General features: G+C 70.5%; 17 protein-coding genes. 16 read left to right on the plus strand and 1 reads right to left on the minus strand.

Annotated features, from left to right (window positions below; translation table 11 throughout):
- The first annotated feature begins 180 nt into the window (after positions 1 to 180).
- The 13 genes from rbfA (at position 181) to KDM41_07610 (ending at position 16,130) form a co-directional block, all read left to right on the plus strand.
- Positions 181 to 1,554 (plus strand): 30S ribosome-binding factor RbfA, encoded by a 1,374-nt coding sequence (gene rbfA, locus KDM41_07550; protein MCB1183272.1) that lies wholly within the window; start codon positions 181 to 183, stop codon positions 1,552 to 1,554.
- On the plus strand, positions 1,551 to 2,585 hold the full coding sequence (gene truB, locus KDM41_07555) for a tRNA pseudouridine(55) synthase TruB (protein MCB1183273.1): 1,035 nt from the start codon (positions 1,551 to 1,553) through the stop codon (positions 2,583 to 2,585). The genes rbfA and truB overlap by 4 nt, the downstream gene beginning before the upstream one ends.
- A 1-nt stretch (position 2,586) precedes the next feature.
- A complete protein-coding gene (locus tag KDM41_07560) occupies positions 2,587 to 3,699 on the plus strand; it encodes a bifunctional riboflavin kinase/FMN adenylyltransferase (GenBank protein MCB1183274.1) in 1,113 nt (370 codons plus the stop codon).
- Positions 3,696 to 4,907: a glycosyltransferase gene (locus KDM41_07565; protein MCB1183275.1), complete on the plus strand. Its 1,212-nt coding sequence runs from the start codon at positions 3,696 to 3,698 to the stop codon at positions 4,905 to 4,907. The genes KDM41_07560 and KDM41_07565 overlap by 4 nt, the downstream gene beginning before the upstream one ends.
- A complete protein-coding gene (locus tag KDM41_07570; protein MCB1183276.1) occupies positions 4,904 to 5,548 on the plus strand; it encodes a class I SAM-dependent methyltransferase in 645 nt (214 codons plus the stop codon). The genes KDM41_07565 and KDM41_07570 overlap by 4 nt, the downstream gene beginning before the upstream one ends.
- Positions 5,541 to 7,040: an oligosaccharide flippase family protein gene (locus tag KDM41_07575; protein MCB1183277.1), complete on the plus strand. Its 1,500-nt coding sequence runs from the start codon at positions 5,541 to 5,543 to the stop codon at positions 7,038 to 7,040. Before KDM41_07570 ends, KDM41_07575 begins: the two co-directional genes overlap by 8 nt.
- A gap of 28 nt (positions 7,041 to 7,068) precedes the next feature.
- A complete protein-coding gene (locus KDM41_07580) occupies positions 7,069 to 8,445 on the plus strand; it encodes an O-antigen ligase family protein (GenBank protein ID MCB1183278.1) in 1,377 nt (458 codons plus the stop codon).
- The gene (locus KDM41_07585; protein MCB1183279.1) at positions 8,442 to 10,514 is read left to right on the plus strand and encodes an alginate lyase family protein; all 2,073 of its coding nucleotides are present in this window, start codon (positions 8,442 to 8,444) and stop codon (positions 10,512 to 10,514) included. Before KDM41_07580 ends, KDM41_07585 begins: the two co-directional genes overlap by 4 nt.
- Positions 10,511 to 11,752, plus strand: coding sequence for a glycosyltransferase family 4 protein (locus KDM41_07590; protein ID MCB1183280.1), 1,242 nt, complete (start codon positions 10,511 to 10,513; stop codon positions 11,750 to 11,752). Before KDM41_07585 ends, KDM41_07590 begins: the two co-directional genes overlap by 4 nt.
- Positions 11,749 to 13,020: an O-antigen ligase family protein gene (locus tag KDM41_07595; protein ID MCB1183281.1), complete on the plus strand. Its 1,272-nt coding sequence runs from the start codon at positions 11,749 to 11,751 to the stop codon at positions 13,018 to 13,020. The genes KDM41_07590 and KDM41_07595 overlap by 4 nt, the downstream gene beginning before the upstream one ends.
- 120 nt (positions 13,021 to 13,140) lie before the next feature.
- A complete protein-coding gene (gene wecB, locus KDM41_07600; GenBank protein MCB1183282.1) occupies positions 13,141 to 14,196 on the plus strand; it encodes a UDP-N-acetylglucosamine 2-epimerase (non-hydrolyzing) in 1,056 nt (351 codons plus the stop codon).
- A gap of 27 nt (positions 14,197 to 14,223) precedes the next feature.
- On the plus strand, positions 14,224 to 15,438 hold the full coding sequence (locus KDM41_07605) for a glycosyltransferase (GenBank protein MCB1183283.1): 1,215 nt from the start codon (positions 14,224 to 14,226) through the stop codon (positions 15,436 to 15,438).
- Between the two features lie 26 nt (positions 15,439 to 15,464).
- Positions 15,465 to 16,130 carry a hypothetical protein gene (locus KDM41_07610; GenBank protein ID MCB1183284.1) on the plus strand — a complete coding sequence of 222 codons (666 nt, stop codon included), beginning with the start codon at positions 15,465 to 15,467 and terminating at the stop codon, positions 16,128 to 16,130.
- Between the two features lie 9 nt (positions 16,131 to 16,139).
- Here KDM41_07610 and KDM41_07615 read toward each other — a convergent pair whose 3' ends face one another.
- A complete protein-coding gene (locus KDM41_07615) occupies positions 16,140 to 17,117 on the minus strand; it encodes a Gfo/Idh/MocA family oxidoreductase (GenBank protein MCB1183285.1) in 978 nt (325 codons plus the stop codon).
- Positions 17,118 to 17,291: 174 nt separating this feature from the next.
- Between KDM41_07615 and KDM41_07620 the strand changes: the two genes are divergently transcribed.
- From KDM41_07620 to KDM41_07630, 3 genes are all read left to right on the plus strand, one after another.
- Positions 17,292 to 19,733, plus strand: a complete 2,442-nt coding sequence (locus KDM41_07620) for an SLBB domain-containing protein (GenBank protein ID MCB1183286.1) — start codon at positions 17,292 to 17,294, stop codon at positions 19,731 to 19,733.
- Positions 19,734 to 19,783: 50 nt separating this feature from the next.
- Positions 19,784 to 20,812, plus strand: coding sequence for a hypothetical protein (locus KDM41_07625; GenBank protein ID MCB1183287.1), 1,029 nt, complete (start codon positions 19,784 to 19,786; stop codon positions 20,810 to 20,812).
- Positions 20,813 to 20,967: 155 nt separating this feature from the next.
- A complete protein-coding gene (locus tag KDM41_07630) occupies positions 20,968 to 22,188 on the plus strand; it encodes an oligosaccharide flippase family protein (protein ID MCB1183288.1) in 1,221 nt (406 codons plus the stop codon).
- Positions 22,189 to 22,444: the final 256 nt, after the last annotated feature.

The raw sequence follows: 22,444 nt of genomic DNA on the forward strand, positions 1-22,444 counted from the left end.
TCCCCCGTTTTCCCGGGGTGTCGCGGAGGCCCCGGAGCCAGGAGGGCGGAGGGGCCGCAGCGCCAAGGCGCCCACCGGCAGGATGCCGGTGGACGCCGACCCCGGGAAAGCGGGGGAACGCGAAGAGCCGCGCCCCCGCCAGAAGCAAGGACGAACATGGATCCGTACCGGAGCAACAAAGTGACCCAGGCCATCCTCGAGGTCCTCAGCGAGCTCATCCAGACCTCGGTGAAGGACCCGCGCGTGGGTTTCGTGACCCTCAACCAGGTGAAGCTGAACCGTGACCACTCGGTGGCCGAGGTCTTCTTCTCGGTGATGGGGGAGGAGGCCGATCCGGCCACGAGCCTCAAGGGGCTGAAGAAGGCCAAGGGCTTCCTGCAGAGCCGCCTGTCGCGCACCCTGGGCCTGCGCGCGGCGCCGGACCTGCGCTTCGTGCACGACGACTCGGTGGCCAAGGCCGTCGACATGGGGGCGCTGCTCGACGACCTGAAGGACCAGGGCGAGTTCCTCACCGAGGAGGAGAAGAAGCGCCGCCTGACCCTCGACGACATCGAACCGCCGGTCGAGCTGCTGCGCGGCCTGCGCGCGGGGCAGCGCTTCTGGGTGGTGCCGCACCACAATCCCGATCCGGACGCCATGGGCAGCGCCCTGGCCATGGCCGAGGCCCTGCGGGCCATGGGGCGCGAGGTGCGGGTCATGGGCTACTGCGACCCGCCCATCGGGCTGACGAACCTGCCGGGCTTCGCCGACGTGACCGACTGCGAGGACGCCGACGAGCTCTTCGACGAGGAGCGTCCGGACACGCTGCTGCTGGTGGACTGCCACCGCATCGACCGCTGCGGCCCCCTCGAGGAGACCCTCGAACGCTTCAGCGTCCGCTGGTGCATCGACCACCACCTGGTGAGCGGCCGCAAGGCGCCGGAGCCGGGCTGGGTCGAGGCGCGGGCGTGCTCGTCGTGCACGCTGGTGCACCAGGTCATCACGTCCCTGGGCGAAGGCGACGGCGACGACCCGCCCTTCGACCTCACCCTGGACATGGCGACGAACCTCTACGCCGGGCTGGTGACCGACACCGGCGGCTTCCGCTTCAGCAACACCGTGCCCTTCACCTTCGAGTTCGCACGGCGGCTGAGCGAGCTGGGGGTCGACACGGCGGCGGTGTCGGGCCAGACCCTGCACCGCTACCGGCGCGAGGGCGTGGCCATGCTGCAGCGCGTGCTGGAGACGTTCGCCTACCACGCCGAGGGGCGCATCCTGGTGGCCCACGCCACGCGGGCCATGCTCGACGAGACAGGCGCGGCCATGGGCGACACCGAGGGCTTCGTGAACATCGCCACGGCGGTGGACGGGGTCGAGATCGTGGCCTTCCTCAAGGAGATCGGCGACGACACCTGGCGCGTCTCGCTGCGCTCGCGCACCGGCGACGTGCAGCAGGTGGCGGCGCGGCACGGGGGCGGGGGGCACGCCAAGGCCGCCGGCTGCACCATCGAGGGGGCCGTGGACGAGGTCGCGGCGCAGCTCGTGGCCGAACTGACCGGAACCCTCGCGTCGTGAGCGTGCCCGCCGCGGTGCACGGGGGCCTGCTGCTGGTGGACAAGCCGGCCGGCGTGACGTCGTTCGCGGTGGTCGACCATGTGCGCCGCGAGCTGGTGCGCGCCCATCCGGAACTGGCGCCGCGGCGCCGCCGGGGCGGCGGTCCCCGGCCGCCGCGCTACAAGTGCGGCCACGCGGGCACCCTCGATCCCCTGGCCACGGGCCTGCTGCTGGTGCTCGTGGGCAAGGGCAGTCGCCTGTCCCACTTCCTGCTGGGCCTCGACAAGTCGTACGCCGCGACGGTGCGCCTCGGTGTGGCCACCGACTCCCTCGACGCCGACGGCGAGGTGACGGCGACGGCGCCGCTGCCGGCGGGGCCGGAGGCGGTGGCGGCCGTGCTCGACCGGTTCCGCGGCGAGATCGACCAGGTGCCGCCCCTGGTCAGCGCCCTCAAGCGCGACGGCCAACCCCTTTACAAACTGGCGCGATCGGGCAAGGATGTTCCGGCGCCCGCGGCGCGCCCGGTGCGCATCGCATCCCTGGCGCTGACCGCCGCGCGGTGGGGCGCCGACACGGCCGACATCGACCTGCACGTGGCGTGCGGCAGCGGCACTTACATCCGCTCCCTGGCGCGGGACGTGGCCGAGGCCGCGGGCACGCTGGGCCACGTGACGGCCCTGCGGCGGCTGACGATCGGACCCTTCGACGTGGCCGACGCCGTGGCGGGCGTGATGGACCTGGACGGCGCGGCCCTGGCGTCGCGCCTGCGGCCGCTGGAAGCCGCCCTGCCGCACCTGCCGCGCCTGGCGGTGGCGGCCGACGAGGCGGCGCGGATCCGGCTGGGGGGCCAGCCCGAGAGCGCGTGGCTGCCGCGGCTCGACGGCGCGCCGTACGACGCCGGCGACAAGGGGCGGCTGTTCCGCATCTGCGGTCCGGACGGCGGGCTGGTGGCGGTGGGATGCCTCGACGAGGAGACGGGAGCCCCGCGCCTGGCCGTGGGCATTCCGGCGAACGCGGCGGACGACGCCGACGCGGACCGAACGGAGCGGTGACGTGCGACTGATCCGACTGACCTCCGAATACATCGACGAGCTCATCGGCGGGCGCATCGGACGGCGCGGTCCGCTGCTGGAGAGCTGCGCCCTGACCCTGGGCAGCTTCGACGGCCTGCACCGGGGGCACATGGCGCTCATCCGCGCCGTGCAGGCCAGCCGGCGGGAGCGGGGCCTGGCCGCCGGGGCCGTGTTCACCTTCATGCAGCATCCGCGCCTCGTGCTCGATCCCGGGCCGGAGCCCTTCCTGCTCACCACCTGGCGCGAGAAGCTGAGCGTCCTGCACGACTCGGAGTGCAAGGTCATCGTCGCGGCCGACTTCTGTCCGGCCCTGTCGCGGCTGGGGTATCGCGAATTCGTGGAGAAGTTCCTCGTGGGCTACCTGGGCATGAGGCACCTGGTGGCCGGACACGACGTGCACCTCGGCGCGGAGCGGGGCGGCACCGCGGCGACGCTGGCCGCCCTCGGCGACGAGCTGGGCTACACCATGGAGGTGCTGCCGGCGGTGGAGAACGGCGCCGGCGTGATCAGCAGCTCGGCCATCCGGCGGGCCGTGCAGGCGGGCGACATGCGGCGGGCGACGTCCATGCTCGGCCGGCCGTACGCCCTGTGGGGCGAGGTTGTGCCCGGCGACCGGCGCGGCCGGCAGATCGGTTTCCCCACGGCCAACGTGGTGCCGCTGGACGAGCTGAAGCTGCTGCCGGAGACCGGCGTGTACGCGGTGCGCGTGCAGGTGCCGGGCGACGTGGCGCCCGAGGGGGGCGAGGGCGAGCTGGCGCGGGTGCGGGAGTCGTTGCCCGAGGTCGACATGAACGGCGACCTGCTGAGCACGGCCTCGGCCGACTGGGCCGTGTACGAGGGCATGCTCAACTTCGGCTACGTGCCGACCTTCCACGGCGACGGCCTGCCGGAACCGCGCATCGAAGTGAACATCTTCGGCTTCGACGGCCACCTGCGGGGGCGCAACGTGAAGGTCGAGTGGATCGAGCGCCTGCGCGGCGAGCGGAAGTTCGCGGGCGTCGCCGAGCTGACGGCCCAGCTCGGCCGCGACCGGGAGGCGGCGCGGGAGGCCCTCGCGCGGACGGCAGGCGCGGGGCCGGAGGCGGGATCATGACCGGGTCCGGCGGGGCGCGGCGCCCGCGGGTGCTGATGTTCGTGCTGAACGAGCTGATCTACGACGCGCGCGTGCTGAAGGAGGCCACCACCCTCGCGGCGGACCACGAGGTGCTGCTGGTGGGCGTGTGGCGGCGCCGCTTCGAGCTGGACCAGGCCGGGGCCGCCGCGGCCTGGCCGTTCGCGGCGCGCTGGATCGATCTCGCCTGGACCGCGCGCCTGCCCCGCAACATCCCGGGCTACCTGGCCCGCTACGGCCGCATCTACCGCGAGCTGCGTCGGATCGGCGTGGCGTTCCGGCCGGACGTCGTGCATGCCCACGAACTCGGGGCGCTGCCCATCGGGCGGGCGATCCGGAAGGCCACGGGGGCGCGGCTCCTGTACGACGCCCACGAACTCTATCGCGACACCGCCCACGGCGGGGCCTGGTACTGGCGCGGCCTGGGCGCCATCGAGACCCGCATCATGAAGAGCTGCGACGCCATCGTGGCCTGCAACGCCGACCGGGCCCGGATCATGGCGGAGGAGTACGGCGCGCCCTTCCGGCCGACGGTCATCGAGAACATGCCCCTGCGGCAGGAGTACGCGCCATCGACCCTGCTGGCCGAGCGGGTCGGCGCCCGGGAGCGGGGCCTGACGAAGCTCGTGCTCTACCAGGGCGTGATCATGACCGGCCGCGGCCTCGAACTGCTGCCCCGGGCCCTGGCGAAGCTGCCGCCGCACATCGGATTCGTGCTGGTCGGCGGCGGGGCGCCGGGTTACCGTGCGGAACTGGAGGCCGTGGCGGCGGCGGCGGGCGTCGCCGACCGCTTCTTCGTGCTGCCGCCGGTGCCCCAGCAGGAGCTGTTCCCGTACACGTGCTCGGCCGACGCCGGCATCGTCACCTACCGGAACACCTGCCGGAACAACTACTACTGCGCGCCCAACAAGCTCTACGAGTACGCGGCGGCCGGACTGCCGATGATCGGCAGCGACATGCCGCCGATCCGGGCGTTCCTCGCCGAACACGAGGTGGGCGAGGTCTTCGCCGAGGACGATCCCGCGTCGCTGGCGGCGGCCGTGGGCGCCGTGTGCGCCGACGCGGAGGCCCACGCGCGCTACCGCGCCAACTGCTTCGCCGCGGCCGGACACTTGCACTGGGACGCCGCGGCGGCCCTGACCCTGAAGGAACTCTACGGGCGACTGCTCGAGCCGAAGGACCGGAAGTGAACGACAACATCAACACGCGCGAATACTGGGACGAGCGCTTCGGCTCGGGCGACTGGGACGACAAGCGGGGCCGGGCCCATTCCCGGGCCTACGCCCGCACCTTCATCGACCACTGGCACATCCCGGCCGGCTTCGACGGCACGGTCCTGGACTTCGGCTGCGCCCTCGGCGATGCGATCCCGCTGTACCGCGCGGCCCTGCCCGGGGCGCGTTTCGTGGGCGTCGATCATTCGGGCGACGCGGTGGCCAAGTGCCGCGCCCGCTACGGCGAGGTGGCCGAGTTCGCCCAGGGCGACCACACGAACCTGCCCCCGGCCGACATCATCGTCACCTCCCACACCATGGAGCACGTGAGCGACGACCAGGACGTGGTCCGCGCCCTGCGCGAGCGCTGCCGGGTGCTGTACGTGGTGGTGCCCTACCGGGAGCATCCGCTCAAGAAGGAGCACCTGCGGGCCTACGACGAGGGGACGTACGACGCCATCGGTCCGGACGCGCGCGCGGTGTACCCGGCGTTCCCCTTCTGGACCTGGGAGATCTTCCGCGACCACCGCCTGAAGAACCTGGTGCGTCCCCTGCTCGGGCGCCGGCGGGTGCCGGTGCCCATGGCCATCATGTACCGCTTCGGCTCCCATGACTGACGACGGCAAGGCAGCGGGCGGCGGGCGGCGCGGCACGGGGGCGGCGGGCGCCCTGCTGCGGTACGCGCCGTCGCGGTTCGCGGAACCCGCCCTGTCGCTGCTCGCCCTGCCGGTGCTGACCCGCACCCTCGGCACCGAGGGCTACGGCGTGCTGGCGGTGGTGCTGCTCTCGGCCGGCATGGTGCGGAACGTCTTCATGGAGTGGGTCTCGACCAGCGCGCTCCGCTTCCGCACGCCCATGGCGGGCGACCTCGACCGCTTTCACACCAACCTCGCGGCGAGCCTGCTGCTCGCCGGCGCGGCCGCGGTGCTGCTCCTCGTGCCTCTGCGCGGAGTGCTCGTCGATACGCGCCTCGCCGTGGTCGGCCTCTACTTCTGGTGGGTGCTGGCCGACGCCGCGGTCTCGGCCGGGGCGCTCACCGGCGAGGCGGTGCTGCGGGCGACACACCGGCCCGTGGCCTTCACGGTGTCGCGCGGACTGCAGGCGGCGTCGCGCCACCTGCTGGCCCTGGCCGGCCTGCTGATCCTGGCCCGGGGGATCGACTCCTACATGGCGTTCCGGGTGGCGGGGCTGGCCCTGGTGGGGCTGTGGTCGTGGCGCACCATCGGCGCCTTCGGGCACCTGCGGCCGGCGCGCTTCTCCTGGGCCACCCAGCGCGAACTGCTCGTCTTCGGCCTGCCGCTGGCGGTGTCGCTGCTGACCAACACCCTGCGCATGATGGGCAACCAGTACGTGGTGCTCTGGATCGAGGGGCCCGAGGGCAACGGCCTGTTCGCCGCGGCGGCCAACATCGGCATCGCGCCGGTGCGGATCTTCCAGCAGATCGTCATGCTCGGACTGTACCCGCTGGCCATCGACGCCTGGGAACGGCAGGAGTCCATCGGGCCCATCGTCCGCGACGGACTGCGCTACTACCTGCTCGGTGCGGTGCCGGCCCTGGCGGGCATCGCGCTGCTGGCCCGTCCCATCCTGGGCACGGTGGCGGGCGCCGAGTTCGCTCCGGCGGCCCCGGTGCTCGTGCTGCTCTCGATCTCCATGTTCGCCTACGGGTTGAGCCAGTACTTCTCCATGCTGCTGATGGTGCGCAAGGAGACCACGCGACTGGCCGTGATCGGGCTGGTGGCGGGGGGCCTGAACCTGGGCCTTTCGGCGGTGCTCGTGGCGCGCTACGGTTACGTGGCGGCGGCCGCGGCGGCGGTGGTGGCCAACGTGCTGCTGCTGGCCGCGACCATGGTGTGGGGGCTGCGCCCCTCGCGCGAGACCGTGCCCTACGGCCTGGCCGGACGGGTGGCCCTGGCCACGGCGATCATGGCCGCCGCGGTGCTCCTGGTCGGCCGGTTGTCGGCGCTCGACGGGGTGCCGGGTCTGGTGGCCGGTGTGGCGACGGGGGTCGTGGCGTACGGCGCGGCGATCGTCGCGCTGGGCGAACTGCGGGGCGAGTGGCGGGCGGCGCGACGGCGCTGGGCCCAGCTCAGGGGGCGCGACGCGTGAGGCGACCCGCGCCGGGAAGGAGGTGCCCTTGGCGTTCCTGATCGTCTTCCTGCTGCTGGCCGGGGGCACGCTCGTGTACCTGCGGCAGTACCCGCTCGTGCAGCGGGACGTCCTGCTGCTCGGCTTCAGCTTCAGCCTCGTGTTCTTCCTCTCGCGCTTCAACGGCCTGGCCACGGTGTGGATCGACCGCTTCCCCCTGGCGGGGCTGCACCTGTACCTGCTGGCGCTGCTCGCGGTGCTGCTGGTGGTGCGGGGCCTCGACGGACGCCCGCTCTCCCGCAGCCTCGCCCTGCCGTTGCCCTTCCTCGGCTTCTACGCCGTACTGACCCTGCTGAGCGGCGTGGTCAACGGCGGTCTGGACGGCGTGCCGGGCGCCGTGCAGGTCATCGTGATCACCCTGACGCCGCCGCTGCTGGCGTGGGTGCTGGTGGAGCTGGTGCGGGCGCCGGCGCGGGAGCCGGCGGCACTGCGGCGGCAGTTCATCCTGCCCCTGGGGGTGGTCACGCCTTCGATCATGGTCGTCTCGGCCCTGCTGCCCGGCCTGTTCCGCAACCTGCTGGGTTGGGGACTGACCAACGACTTCGGCGGCTTCGAGGGCTTCGTGCGCGGCTGGTCGCCGCTGGGCAGCACGATCCTCACGGGCTGCCTCGTGATCGCGGCCGCCGGCTTCGCCCTGCACGAGGCCGTGGTGCGGCGCAGCGGCCTGCACCGGTTCATCGTGGCGGTGTCGGTGGCGTCGCTGCTGTTCACGGCGTCGCGGGCGGTGATGATCTTCCTGGTGATCTTCAACGTGCTCTACTGGGGGCTGGTGCGGCGCTGGGGCGACTTCCGGCGGGTGGCCGGGCTGCCGGCGGTGATCCTGCTGGTCATCGTGGGCTGGTCGGTGGTGACGGGACAGGTCAGCTTCGGCCGCTTCCTGAAGACGGCCGACCAGAGCACGAGCCGGCGCGCCGAGAGCGCCCTGGCGGCCATCGAACTGGGGCGCGAGCGGCCCCTCGTCGGGCACGGGCCGGGGCGGGTCTACACCGAGATCCGGACCACGTGGGTCAAGGCTTCGCCCCTCGACGCGCGCATCATGGAGAAGCCCATCGGCATGCACATCTCGGCCATGGAGCCCCACAACATGTACCTGTGGCTGTGGGCCGAGCACGGCCTGCTCGCCGGTGCGGCCTTCGTGCTGGCCCTGGTGGCGCCGCTGGTGTCGCTGTGGCGCCTGGACCCGCGGGGCGATCCGGAGGCGGCCTCGGCGCGGGCGGTGTACGTGGCGCTGCTGGCCGGGTTCCTCGTGGTGTTCCTGACCTCGAGCTGGCTTCTGCTCACGCCCCAGTTCGCCTGCTTCTACTGGCTGTTCGTCTTCACCGGCCTGCATGCGGCGGCCCGGGTGCGGGGGGAGGACGGCGCATGAATCCCGGCACCCTGCTGACGACGGTGGCCGAGTACGGCCCGGGCTGGGCGGTGTGGCGCGCGGCCTACGCGGCGGCGCTGCGGTCGGGATTCCTGCGCCGGCTGCCCGCGGGCGAGGACGCCCTGGCGAGCGTGGCCGCGAAGCTCGGCGCCGACGACCCGAGCGGAGACTGGCTGGGCGAACTCTGGCGGCGCGAGGGCGGGAGATTCTTCCTCCCGGAGGCGTCGACCGCGGCGGCGTTGCCCGCAGCCTGGCGCGACGACCTCGTCGCCCGCGCCGACCGCATCGTGTCCGGCCACTACCCGTTCTTCGGGGGCGAGCGGAGCGACGGACCGCCGCCCGACTGGCACCAGGGCGTGTCGCAGACGGAGCCCTGGCCGCGCGACGTGCACTGGACCCGCATCGGCGACCTCACGACGCGCCGGGGCGACATCAAGTTCGTGTGGGAGCTGTCGCGCTTCGGTTTCGCCTTCACCCTGGGCCGCGCCTTCCTGGCCACCGGCGACGAGCGCTACGCCGAGTCCTTCTGGCAGCTCACGGCCGACTGGCAACAGGCGAACCCGTGGCAGCTCGGTCCGCAGTGGCGCTGCGGGCAGGAGACGTCGCTGCGGGCCCTGGCCTGGCTCTGCGGCCTTTATGCGCTGCGCGACGCCCGGGCCTCGACGCCGGCGCGGCAGGGCCGGCTGATCGCCCACCTGCGCCAGCACGGGCGGCACATCGCGGCGGTGAACTGGTACGCGGTGCACTGCGTGAAGAACAACCACGCCATCAGTGAGGCGGTGGCGCTGCGCACCCTGGGTGTGCTGCTGCCGTTCCTGCCGGAGGCGGCGCGCTGGCGCCGCGACGGCCGCCGGAGCCTGGCGCGCGAGCTGGACTGGCAGGTGGCCGCCGACGGCACCTACGTCCAGAATTCGAACAACTACGCGCGGCTGGTCGCGCAGCTGCTGAGCTGGGACATGCGTCTGGAGCAGGCGGCTGGGGGGGCGGTACCGCCGACGGTGGCCGATCCGGCGCGGCGGCTGCTCGGGCAGCTGCGCGCCCAGCTGGCCGGCCGCGGCGGCGAGCTGCCCAACTACGGTCCCAACGACGGCACGCTGCTGCTGCCCTGGTCCGGCTGCGCCTACCGCGACTTCCGTCCGGCCCTGCACGCCCTGGACCGCGTGCTCGGGGGCGAGGGGCTGGCCGCAGCGGGTGCCGACGCGCCCGCGCCCTGGCGCGAGGAGGCGTTCTGGTTCGGCGCCGACGATCTGGCGCCGACAGGCGCGACACCCGACGCGACCGCGACGCCTTCGGTGCGGGTCTTCCCCGACGGCGGCCTGACGGTGCTGCGCGGCGACCGCACCATGGCCCTGTTCCGCTGCGGCGAGCAGCGGCACCGGCCGGTCGAGGCCGACATGCTGCACGTGGACTTCTGGGCCCGCGGCACGAACCTGCTGCTGGATCCGGGCACCTGCGGCTACAATCTGCCGGCGCACCTGCGCGGGTACTTCGCCGGCACGGCCGCCCACAACACGATCACCATCGACGGGGCCGACCAGATGCGGCGCGGCGACCGCTTCCTGTGGCACGAATGGGTGCACGGCGAGAGCGTGCCGGTGGAGGCCGGACCGGGCGAGGTCGCCGCTGCGGGGAGGCATCGGGCCTATCTCCCGTTCCGGCATCACCGCACCGTGCGGCTGCGGGGGCAGGCGTTGATCGTGTTCGACGACGTCCAGGGGGGCGACCGGGAGGCCGAGATCCGGCTGCACTGGCTCGTGGCCGACCTGCCCCTGGCCGACGTGCCGGACGCGGACCTCGCCTTCACCCTGCCCGACGGCTCGACCTGGGCCCTGCGGGTGTGGGGCGGTTCCTGCCAGCGGCGCGACCAGGTGCGGGCGCGGGGCGACCTGCCGCGGGGCCTGTGGTCGCCGAACTACGCGGAGATGGCGCCGGCCTGGTCGCTGGCCGTGACGGCGTCGGGCTCGGGCGCGGATTTCCTGACCTGGGTGGGCCCGGCCGGGGACCTGGCCGCCTTCGCCGCCTCCCTGGCGGCGGCGGAGCCCGACGGAGCGGAGACGGACGCCTCATGAAGATCGCGGTGATTCACCAGTACTACCTGCTGCCCGGCGCGTCGGGCGGCTCGCGTTTCAACGAGATGACCGCCCAGTGGGCGGCCGCGGGCTGCGAGGTGACGGTGATCGCCGGCACCGTGGACTACGCCACCGGCCAGGCGCCCGCGCGCTACCGCCGCCGCCTGGTGACCGAGGAGCGCGACGGCGACGTGCGCGTGCTGCGCTGCCACGTGCCGACCACCTACGCCAGGGGGTATCTCGGCCGCATGTGGGCCTTCCTGGGCTTCATCTTCTCGTCGACGGCCGCGGTGCCGCGCCTCGGCGCCGTCGACGTGGTCGTCGCGACCTCGCCGCCCCTGGTGACGGCGATCCCCGGCTGGCTGGCCTCGCGCCGGCGGGGCCGGCGCCCGCAGTGGATCTTCGAGGTGCGCGACCTGTGGCCCGAGAGCGCGGTCACGACCGGCGTGCTGCGCGAGAAGGCCCTGCTGACCCGCCTGCTCTACCGACTCGAGGCCTGGGCCTACCGCAGGGCCGATCACGTCTCGGTGCTGACGCCGGCCTTCGCCCGGGACATCGCCGACCGCGGCCTCGCACCGGCGGAGAAGATCACGCTGCTGCCCAACGGCGCCGACCTCGACCTGTTCCAGCCCGGCCCGCGGGACAACGCCGCGCGCCGCGAGCTGGGTTGGGGCGACCGCTTCGTCGTCATGTACGCCGGCGCCCACGGCAAGGCCAATGCCCTGCACCAGCTGGTCGGGGCCGCCGAACTGCTGGCCGACCGGCCGGACATCCTGATCGCCTGCGTGGGCGACGGGCCGGAGCGGGCCGGACTCGCCGAGCAGGCGGCGCGCGCGGGGTTGACGAACATCGTCTTCCACGGCGCCGTGCCCAAGGCGCGCATGCCCGGGATCGTCAACGCGTGCGACGTGGGGGCGGCCGTGCTGCAGGACAACCCGACCTTCCGCACCGTCTACCCCAACAAGGTGTTCGACTACATGGCCTGCCGGCGGCCGGTGCTGCTGGCCATCGACGGGGTGGCCCGCGAGATGGTGTGCGACCAGGCGCGGGCCGGCGTCTTCGCCCGGCCCGAGGATCCGGCGGCGCTGGCGGCGGCCATCCGCGCCCTGGCCGACGATCCGCAGGCCTGCGCGGCGTACGGCGCCCGGGGCAGCGAGTGGGTGCGCGCGCACGCGTCGCGGCGGGGCGTCGGGGAGCGCTACCTCGAGCTCATGCGGCGACTGGCGGGGACGCCATGATCGGCGGCGGACGGGCAGCCGGCGGATCGGCCGCGCCCTTCGCGTGGCGCCGCTGGGCCACGTGGCAGACCGGGCTCGCCGCCCTCGTGCTGGCCTCGGCGAGCTTCTCCATCGCCGTCAACCAGATCAGCCTGGGCCTGGCGCTGCTGCTGCTGCTGCTGCGGGGCGCCACCACGCGCCGCTGGCCGCCCGCGACGCCCGCGCTGTGGCCGGCCGTCGCGCTCACGGTGTGGGCCCTGGGCATGGTGCCCCTGTCCACGGATCCCGACCAGTCCCTCGTCTTCTTCCGCCGCTTCTTCCTGCTGACGGCCTTCTGGGTCACCCTCGCCGTGGCGACCGGCCCGCGGCACCGCTGGATCCTCTTCGGCGGTCTCGCGTGCGGCGCCGTGGGGGTGGCGGCGTGGGGCATCGGCAGCGGGCTCGTGGCCGACGGCGGCCTCTTCCGGCACCGCTTCATCGGCACGGTCAACGCCATGACCAACGGCATCCTGATGCTGATGGCCTTCCTGGTCGCCCTGGGCTTCGTGGTGCGGGGCGGCGGCGGCCGGCGCCGGCGGGCCCTGCTGATCACCGTGGCGGCGGTGCTCGGCCTGGCGGTGCTGCTCACCCAGACCCGCAGCGCGCTCATGGGCGTGGTGGCGGGGGTGGGAGCCATGGTGCTGCTGGCGCGCCCGCGTCGCTTCCTGGTCTTCGCGGCCGTCGTCGCGGTGCTGACCGGTGCCGTCTACGGCAGCGGTGGCCGCATCGTGCCCGACCGCCTCTGGCACCGCATCGCGCCCGAGACCCTGCTCGGCGAGAGCAGCGGCTTCGCCACGCGCTTCGAGATGTGGCGGGGCGGCTGGGAGATGGTCAAGGACCGGCCCCTGACCGGCGTCGGCGACCGCGACCTGCGGGCCCTGGGCCCGCGGTACTACGGCGACGCCGACACGACCTTCCACGGCCACCTCCACAGCAACCCGGTGATGCTGGCGGCGATCTGGGGCGTGCCGGGATTCCTGCTCGCCTCGCTGTACCTGCTGGTGCCGCTGCTGCTGCTGGTGCGCCGCTGGCGCGACGAGGTGCGCGGCGGCGGGGCCGATCCCGCCCTGGCCGCCTGGCTGCTGGGCGGCGTGGGGGTGTGGGCCGGCTTCGCGGTCGCCGGCCTGACCGAGTGGTACTTCGGCGACGCCGAGGCCATGGTGCTGTACCTGGCGATCCTGGGCACGGCCCTCGGCCGCACCGCCGGGCCCGCGGCGACCGGGGCCGCCGCAGGGCCCCCGGCCGCCTGAAACCTGCTGGCCTTTCCCGCCCCGTCCTGTATCTTGGAGCGGAGTTTTCGCCCGCTCCCCGAACCGCAGGTGCCAGACGTGAAGCAGATCTTCCTCATCGCCGCCGCGCGCCCGAACTTCATGAAGATCGCCCCCATCTGGCGGGCCATCGACGCCCGCCGCGACCGGCTCACGCCGGTCCTGATCCACACGGGCCAGCACTACGACAAGAACATGTCGGACGTCTTCTTCGAGGACCTGGGCCTGCCCCAGCCCGACGTGCACCTGGGCGTCGGCGGCGGCACCCACGCCCAGCAGACGGCCGGCGTGATGCTCAAGTTCGAGGAGCTGTGCCTGCAGCGCCGGCCCGACCTGGTGCTCGTCGTGGGCGACGTGAACGCGACCATGGCCACCACGGTCGTGGCGGCGAAGCTGCACATCCCGGTGGCCCACGTGGAGGCCGGCCTGCGCAGCCGCGACATGGGCATGCCCGAGGAGATCAACCGCCTGATGACCGACGCGGTGGCCGACCTGCTGCTCACCCCGTCGCCCGACGCCGACGCGAACCTGCGCGCCGAGGGCGTCGCCGCCGAGCGCATCCGGTTCGTGGGGAACATCATGATCGACAGCCTGGTGCATGCCCTGGACCGGGTGCGCAGCCAGGGCACCTACGAGAAGATGGGCCTGGCCAAGGGCGGCTACGGCGTGGTCACCCTGCACCGGCCGTCCAACGTCGACGACCCCGACGTGCTGCGCCGCATCCTCGATGTGCTGGTGGCCGTGCCGCGGCCGCTGATCTTCCCGGTGCACCCCCGCACGCGGCGGGTGATCGCCGAACACGGCCTGGACGCGCGCTGCGGGCTCGGCCAGTCGACCCTGCGGCTGATCGACCCCCTCGGCTACGACGAGTTCATGAACCTCGTGGCCCACGCCCAGCTCATCCTCACCGACTCGGGCGGCATCCAGGAGGAGACGACCTACCTCGGCATCCCCTGCCTGACGCTGCGGCCCAACACCGAGCGGCCGATCACCGTCACCGAGGGCACCAACGAGCTGGCCACGCCCGATTCGCTGCCCGACCAGGTGGCGCGCATCCTCGCCGGCGAGTGGAAGCAGGGCCGCGTGCCCGACCTGTGGGACGGCCACACCGGCCCGCGCATCATCGACGTGATCGAGGAGTTCCTGGCCGGGCGCTGAGCCGCGGTCCGGGGAAGGAGCCGAGCCTTGCCGTCTGCCGCCACCGCGACGCCCCGCTCGGTGCTCTACCTGCTGCCGGTGCCGCGCTTCTACAGCCAGCTCGGCGGCATCGGCGGCTGCGTGGCCCACGCCCACGGGGTCATGGACGCCCTGCTCGCCGGCGGTGCGGCGCTGACGGTGCTCAGCGAGGAGCGGCCCGGCGGCGCCGCCGAGCCGAAGGCCGACTGGCGGGTGCACCCCTGCGCATCCGGCGGCAAGGCCGGCCGCCTGCTCTGGAGCCGCCGCTTCGTCGCCGCCGTCAGGAACACCGTGACGGAGACCGTGGGGGAGACCGGGCGCGGCCCCGGCTTCGACTACGCCTACATGCGCTACTCGGTGCAGTACGCCCCCTTCGTGCCGGCCACGCGCGCCGCCCTCGGCCGCACGCCCCTCGTGCTCGAGCTGAACAGCTTCGCCGCCCAGCTGCCGGGGGCGGCGTGGCGGCTGTACGGTCGGCTCGAGCGCCGCGCCTTCCTGGCCGCCGACCTGATCCTCTGCGTCTCCGAGCGTCTGCGCGACGACGTGGCCCGCCTCATGGGGCCCGACGCGGCCGCGCGCTGCGTCGTGATCCCCAACGGCGTCGAGCCGAGCCGCTTCCCCGCGCCCGCGCCGGCGAGCGCGGCCCCGGGCGCCGGCCGTGCGCTGGCCTACTGCGGCGTGCTCAAACCCGCCTACGGCCTGGAAGACCTGCTCGCCGTCCACCGGGAGCTGGAGGCCGACTTCCCCGACCTGCGGCTGCACTTCCTGGGCGAGGGGCCCCTGCGTCCCGTGCTCGAGGGCTCGCCCGACCGGGGCCGCGACGTGGTCTTCCACGGCCCGGTCGCCTTCGACAGGGTGCCCGACCTGCTGGCGACCATGGACGTCCTGGTGCACACCACCACGCGCGCCAACTTCTTCCAGTCGCCCATCAAGCTCTACGAGTACATGTGCGCACGAAGGCCCATCGTGGCGGCGCGCCAGCCGCAGACCGAGCTCCTGCTGGGCGGCGCCGAGCCGGCCGGATGGCTGTTCGAGGTGGGCGACCGGGCCAGCCTGCGCGAAACCCTGGCGGCGGCCCTGGCCGATCCGGCCGAGGGCGAGGCGCGGGCGGCGCGGGGCTACGCACGGGTGACGGCCGAGCACACCTGGCGGCAGCGGATGGCGGGGCTGCACGCCGCCCTGGCGGACCGCGGGCTGCTCGGCGGCGGCCGCGCGGCCGGTTGAGGAGAACCTGAACCAAGGGGGACGACGTGAAGCGGACGGGACGGACGGGCATCCTGGCGGCCGGGCTGCTGCTGGGCGGGGCGTTGAACCTGGTGGCCGCAGGCGCGGCCATCGCGCAGTACGAATTCGCACCGGCGCCGACCGACAGCGCCCTGGCGGCCAGCGACGGGAAGGCGCCGGCGCCGTCGGAACGCGGGCTGCGCATCCTGGCCGGGCCGGGCCTGAGCCTGGCTCCGAGCGGCCACAACGACAACGACGAACCCTACGGACTGGGCGTCTTCCTCGAGGCGGCCAAGGTGTGGCGCCGGAACACCGGCGCCCAGCCCCAGCTCTACGCCGGACTCGTGGCCACCGGCACCCGCGCCTCGTCGTGCCCGCCGGGCGACTTCCCGTGCGACATCTCCGCGACCACCGTCCAGGCCGGCGGCAAGGTGCGCATCATGGTTCCCATTCCCTACCTGGGTCCGTTCCTCGAGCTGGGGGCGGGGTTCTCGGCGGGGCGGATCGTCTCGGAACGGGGCTACCCGGACGACGACCGCGGGTCGGGCCTGCTGTTCCACATCCCCTTCGCCATCGGGGTGGCCGTCGGGCCGGAGCACCGGACCACGGTGGCATTCACCTACCTGGTCTACCCGGGCAAGGCGCATGTCGACGGCGCCTTCGCCATCGGCTACGACCTGCCCCTGGACTGACGCGGTGGACTAGGTGCCGACGCCGGGCTGCCCGGGCGCGTCGAGGGTGGAGCGGATGGCCTCGTTGACGGCGATGGCCACCGCGAGGGCGGCCCGCCCCTCGGCGCCGCTCACCGGCACGGGCGCGTGGCCCCGCACCGCCCGCACGAAGGCCAGCAGCTCCTCGTTCAGGTTGTCGGTCGGGCCGTGGCTCTTCAGTTCGGGCTGCACGCCGCCCGCGAAACCCGCCTTGGGGTCGCCGGCCACCAGCACGTTCTCGCGCGTGGCGCAGTCCGCCGAGAGGTAGAGGCCCTCCTCGAAGACGCGGATCTTGCGCATGTCCTTCAGCGAGACCCGGCTCGCGGTGAGGTTCACCACGCAGCCCGAGGCGAACTGGATGCGGGCGTTGGCGATGTCGATGTTCGGCGTGAGCACGCGGTAGCCGGCGGCGCGGATCTCGGCCACCTCGCTGCCGACCAGGGCCAGCACGATGTCGATGTCGTGGATCATCAGGTCGAGCACCACGTCGACATCGGTCGCCCGGTTCTTGAAGCCGCCGAGGCGGTGGGCCTCGATGAAGAGCGGCTTGCGCGAGCGTTCGCGCAGGAAGGCGACGGCCGGATTGAAGCGCTCGAGGTGGCCCGCCTGCAGCACGACGCCGCGGGCGGCGGCCAGGTCGATCAGGTCGTCGGCCTCGGCCAGCGTGTTCGTCAGCGGCTTCTCGAGCATGACGTGCACCCCGGCGTCGAGCAGGGGCCGGGCCACGGCGTAGTGGTGGATGTTGGGCACGACGACACTGGCGATGTCGACCGTGTCGAGGACGGCGGCCAGGTCGGTGACGGCCTCGCCGCCGGACTCGGCGGCGACGGCGCGGGCGCGGTCCTCGTCGACGTCGACGACGGCCACCAGCTCGACGTCGTCCATGGCGGCGTACTTCTGGGCGTGGAAGCGTCCGAGGTAGCCGGTGCCGACGACGGCGGCGCGGAGTTTGGCGTTGGGTTGGCTCATGCCGCAAAACTAAGCCATGGGCCGCCGCCGGGGGAAGGAAGAAATCGCTGCCGCAGCGCGGGTTCGGGCCTTGACCGGCCCCGGACCGTGCCGGATAATGCCCTAAGGAATCCCCGCGGTTCCGCCGTTTCCGTGCCGGACGCCATCCGGACCCGGGCCAAGGAGGGCCCCACCATGACATCTGCCAACCGGCTGTCTCCCAGGTCGTTGCGTCACCCGTGCGCGGTGGTGTGCGGCCTCTTCCTGTTTCTGGCGGCGGCCGTCGCCACCGCCCAGGAGTTCACGCCCGAGATGCTCGAGGCCGCCTCGCGGCAGACGGGGCTGAGCAAGGAGGAGCTGCTGCGGCGCTACCAGCAGCAGAAGGCCGAGGCCCCGGCGACGACCGAGGATGCGGCCTCCGAGCCCGGCCGCACCTCCCTCGCCGGCATCGACGACACGCGGGCGGGCGGCGCGGCCGCCGCGGCCGCCGACCGCTTCCGCGACACCGACGCCGAGGTCGTGCTGCCCTACGGCCGCGAGCTGGCCGACGAGGCTCTCCTGGCCGACCTCACCGAAGCGGCCGCGGCCGGCGGCACCGGCCCCCGCTTCTTCGGCGAGGACTTCTTCCATCTCGACGCCGGCGTCTTCACGCCGCCCAGCTTCGGCCCCGTCAGCCCCGACCACCGCCTGGGCGTGGGGGACGAGGTCGTCATCAACGTGTGGGGCGACGTCGACCTGCAGCTGACCCGCGTCGTCGACCGCGACGGCTCGATCATCCTGCCGCGCGTGGGCAAGGTGGCCTGCGCCGGGCGCACCCTGGCCGCGGTCGATCAGGCCATCCGCGAGCGCCTGGCCTCGATCCACAGCAGCATCGCCGTCGACGGCAACGCCAAGGGCGACGGGGCGGGCACCTTCGTCGAGGTCACCCTCGGCCATCTGCGCGCCATCCGCGTCTTCGTGGTGGGCAACGCGGTGCGCCCCGGCTCCTACGAACTGAGCTCGGTCTCGACGGTGCTGACGGCCCTGTACGCGGCCGGCGGCCCCACCGACCTGGGCACCTACCGCGCCGTCGAAGTCGTGCGCGGCGGCGAAACGGTGGGCACCTTCGACCTCTACGACTACCTGCTGGGCGGCAGCCGCGCCCAGGACATCACCCTGCAGGAGGGCGACACGGTCTTCATCGGCGACCGCGGGCCTGCCGTGCAGGTGACCGGAGGCGTGCGTCGCCCCATGTACTACGAGCTGGTGGCCGGCGAGTCGCTGGCCCAGCTCATCCGCTACGCGGGCGGCTTCGGCGCCACGGCCGCCCCCGAGGTGATCCGCATCGAGCGCATCCTGCCGCCGGCCCTGCGGCGGGCGGGCCAGCCGGACAAGGTCTTCCTCGACGTCGCCTACGACGCGGCGCGCATGCGCGCCGCCGACGGCGAGCCGGTGGCCATCCTCGACGGCGACGTCGTCACCGTCGACGACATCGGCGACCGCCTCGAGAACTGGGTCGAGGTGCGCGGCCACGTGAAGCGCCCCGGCCGCTACGAGTACCGCGACGGCATGACCGTCAGCGACCTGCTCCAGGCCGCCGAGGGCCTCTGGCCCGACGCCCTGACCGAGCGCGCCGTCATCGACCGCACCACCCCCGACAAGACCTTCCTCTCGGTGGCCGTGCCCCTGCAGGGCGTGCTCGACGGCGCGGTGGCGCCGCCGGCGCTGCAGGCCCAGGACGTGCTGCACGTGTTCGCGCGCTGGGAGATCCAGGAGCGGCCGCAGGTCCACATCACGGGCGAGGTGCACCGCCCCCTGAGCGAGGACTTCCGTGCGGGCATGACCCTGCGCGACCTGATCCTCAAGGCCGGCGGCCTGAAGGAGGGCGCCAACCTGCTGCGGGCGGAGGTCTCGCGGCTCGACGTGGCCGCCGTCACCAACCCCGATCCCAGCCAGCGCCCCGCCCAGACCACGACGGTCATCCCCGTCGCCCTCGGCGACGACTTCCTGACGCGCGAAGCGAGCTTCGCCCTCGCGCCGTACGACCGCGTCGCCATCCGGCGCCTGCCCTGGTGGGAGATGCAGGAGACGGTGGCGGTGCGCGGCGAGGTGTTCTATCCCGGCCTGTTCAGCCTCGAGCGCAAGGACGAGCGGCTGAGCTCGGTGCTGGCGCGCGCGGGCGGCCTGACGCCGGACGCCTATGTCGTCGGCGCGCGCGTGGTGCGGGCGCAGGACGGGGTGGGGAACATCGCTCTGGACCTGGCCAGGGCCCTGGCCGAACCCGGCTCCCAGTGGGACATCGTCCTGCAGGACGGCGACGAGATCGTGATCCCGGACCAGATGTTCACGGTGAAGGTGGTGGGCGAGGTCGGCTTCCCGACGTCGCTGGTGTGGGAAGAGGGCCGGAAGATCAACGACTACGTGGACCGCGCCGGCGGCTATCTCGAGAAGGCCGACAAGGGCAAGACCCGCGTCGTGTGGCCGAACGGGATGTCGCTGCCGAACAAGGGCGGCTCGGAGGTGGTCGCGGGTTCGACGATCATCGTGCCGCTGGAGCCGCCGCCGGAAGGCAAGACGACGATCGAGACGATCCGGGACATCACGGGGATCGTGGCTTCTTTGGCGATGGTGTGGTTGGTGATCGAGAATACGAAATGACTGGATTGAGGGGTAACCCGGAATCTGTCCGTCGTTATAGGGAGCATGGCATGGATATGCAGGGCGAAACCGTCTCTATTTGTGATGTCGACAAGTATGGACTGCTTACTGTCGTGGCAGTATTTGCAAAATATCGCTTGATCCTGGTGCTCGGATTCATCGCGGCTGTAGTAATTGCGGGATTGTATTGGCTTTTGACCCCTGAGAACTACGACTCTTCGTCGACATTCATCCCGTCGTCGAGAGTACTGGGAGACTCGGATTCGGGCCAGTTGGGGGCATTGAAGAGTGCTGCTTTGTCGTTTGGGGTATCGGTATCGGCCGGCAAGGCAGACCCGTCGCTGCTATATAGTAGCTTTTTGGAATCCAGAGTAGTTGCGGAGAAAGCCATCATGGAAGAGTTCGTAGATGCCAATGGGGACACACTGCGTCTGGCGGACCGATTTTCCAAAGACCATTCTTCTCGCGAAGAGGTGATGTATTACGGCAGGAAGTGGCTAAGAAATAAAGTACTTCGAGTTTCCACTGATCCGAAAACGGGAATGACTACGGTAAAGGTGCGACTCGAAAACAGGCAGATCGCCTCAGAGTTGGCGAATTTCCTGGTAAGAGAGGTCGAAGAGTTTAATCGCGGAATTCGAGCCCAGCACGCGATTGATCAATATGAGTTTATTGACAAACGGTATGAGGAGATTGCCGGCAAGTTAGAGGACGCCGAGAGTGAACTGCGGGTGTTTCTTGAGGAAAACCAAGTCCGTCGTGACTCACCAACATTGGAACTTAGACTGAATAAACTGCAGAGAAACGTCAATTTCTATGAGTCTCTTTACAGCAACATGGGTGCGCAGCTTGAGCTGGCCCGCATTGAGTCAATCAAAGATTTTCCGACTATTATTGTAGTCGATGTCGCGCAGCCTGCCGCTTTCAAGTCCTCTCCGCGCCTTGGGAAGGCGCTTGTTCTTTTTGTGTTTGTCATCATGTTCGGGCTTTGCATTGTTGTCTTACTTGTTGACTATTTCGTCGGTGTTTCAGAATCAATGCCGATAATGTATATTCGGTCGGTATTCAAAAATCGATAGCATGCCTGGTTGGCATTGAGTTGGGAGCGACTTGGGACAGAGAGAACTTACTCTTTAGACTTTTGGTGGGCAATGTGCGGGATTTGATCGGCAGGTCTAGTGCCTTTGTACCGCAGTACGCACGGGAGTTTTCCGGACTGTTCCTGGCGGGCAGCTTGAATAACCTGGCGTCATTTTTTGTTACACTCTATGCGGCGAGGGAACTCGGCCCAGAGGTCTTTGGTACTTTGGGCCTGTTGGTCGCACTCAGCATGTTCGGCGTTAGTTTGTTCGATTGCGGTACGTCAGTCAGTATGGTGCGAAGCTACAACGCAAATGAATCTACGTGGTCAGTGTTCCCCACAATACTGTTGTGGAAAGTCGCATTTGGCGCCATTTGCGTTCTTACGTCGTTTTTAATAATCCCTTTTGGGCAAGTTGGCCCTTTGGTTCGGTCGCTCGGCGGGCCGGAGGGCGTAGTCTTATCTGTTGTGGCCTCAAGTCTCACCAGCGTCTGGTTTACCATCAAGGGAGCCTTCCAGGCATTGGGCTACTTTCGGGAGCTTTCATCCCTCCTAGTCGGCTATGCTGCTATTCGATGCATTCTACTAGTGACTTTGGTTGCTTCCAGTGACCCGTCTGTGTTCCTATTCCTTGTAGCGTTGTACATAGTCCCCGTTGGCCTAATCGCACCAATCGGCTGGATTGCATTTGTCCGGAAGTCGAGGTGCGAGGGCACCGACACGTCCGTCGTATGGTCGTTCAAAAACTCGTTTGCGACGCTGAAACGAGTATTTTCATACGGTAAGTGGGTTGCGGTTTCCAGCATTGCTTTTGCCGTACTTTGGAGAGTTCCGATATTTAGTTTGAACAGGCAAGAGAATCTTGAACAGGTTGGGGTTTTCAATGCGGGAATGACATTTGTTGCAATTTTTGTCCTTCTGAATACCTCAGCCCGAACTCTCATTCTTCCAAGGGTTTCAGCTATGTCCACAAACGACGAGCGGATCCGGTTCCGATCGTCGGCGATGAAGTTCGCGGTGCCATATACACTCGTGATGGCGGTGGCTATTGGTGCAATCGCACTAGTCCAGTTCTTTGTTTTAGGTCCAACTTATCGAGCTGCGGTACCCGTGTTCCTGATCCTGGGTGTAGGTACCGCGGTTATGATGTTCGCTGGGTTGTTTAATTCTCTGGTCCACGCCCATGGCGTCCCGAGCATGGACGCAAAGGCCAACCTCGCAAAGATCGTGGTCTTGCTACTGGCTCTTGCCATTGCTCCCGTAAACGTGATCGCAACTGCGACGGTCTTTGCGGTAGTCATAGCTGTAGGGGAATGGGGGCTGTTCGCAGCTCTCTATCGACGAGAGTTTAAACAACGCAATGTGGCAGAGTAGTCGATCGGCAAGTTCCATTGTTAGGCTCTGCTTCAGTGCAGTTGCCTTTTCGATTTGCGTTGGTTCTCTACTGTTTGAACCGGACTGGGCGATGCCCTGTATCGCAATCCTAGCTTTCTCTCCTTTGCTGGATAGAGCTGTCTTTGCCCAGTCTGACCTCCTTACACCCACCGTGTTGGTCCCGCTGATATTCGGCTTGTATGTCATTGGGCCGACTCTCGTGGTACAGGGCTATAGTTCTGATGTCTTGCGCAAC

This window comes from bacterium (assembly GCA_020440705.1).
GTDB lineage: Bacteria > Krumholzibacteriota > Krumholzibacteriia > LZORAL124-64-63 > LZORAL124-64-63 > JAGRNP01.

Excerpts from the sequence above, each read along its gene's own strand:
- KDM41_07590 (MCB1183280.1), top strand. The coding sequence starts at position 10,511 with ATGAAGATCGCGGTGATTCACCAGTACTACCTGCTGCCCGGCGCGTCG.
- KDM41_07565 (MCB1183275.1), top strand. The coding sequence starts at position 3,696 with ATGACCGGGTCCGGCGGGGCGCGGCGCCCGCGGGTGCTGATGTTCGTG.
- KDM41_07625 (MCB1183287.1), top strand. The coding sequence starts at position 19,784 with ATGGATATGCAGGGCGAAACCGTCTCTATTTGTGATGTCGACAAGTAT.
- KDM41_07575 (MCB1183277.1), top strand. The coding sequence starts at position 5,541 with ATGACTGACGACGGCAAGGCAGCGGGCGGCGGGCGGCGCGGCACGGGG.
- KDM41_07595 (MCB1183281.1), top strand. The coding sequence starts at position 11,749 with ATGATCGGCGGCGGACGGGCAGCCGGCGGATCGGCCGCGCCCTTCGCG.
- KDM41_07615 (MCB1183285.1), bottom strand. The coding sequence starts at position 17,117 with ATGAGCCAACCCAACGCCAAACTCCGCGCCGCCGTCGTCGGCACCGGC.
- KDM41_07585 (MCB1183279.1), top strand. The coding sequence starts at position 8,442 with ATGAATCCCGGCACCCTGCTGACGACGGTGGCCGAGTACGGCCCGGGC.
- KDM41_07620 (MCB1183286.1), top strand. The coding sequence starts at position 17,292 with ATGACATCTGCCAACCGGCTGTCTCCCAGGTCGTTGCGTCACCCGTGC.
- wecB (MCB1183282.1), top strand. The coding sequence starts at position 13,141 with ATGAAGATCGCCCCCATCTGGCGGGCCATCGACGCCCGCCGCGACCGG.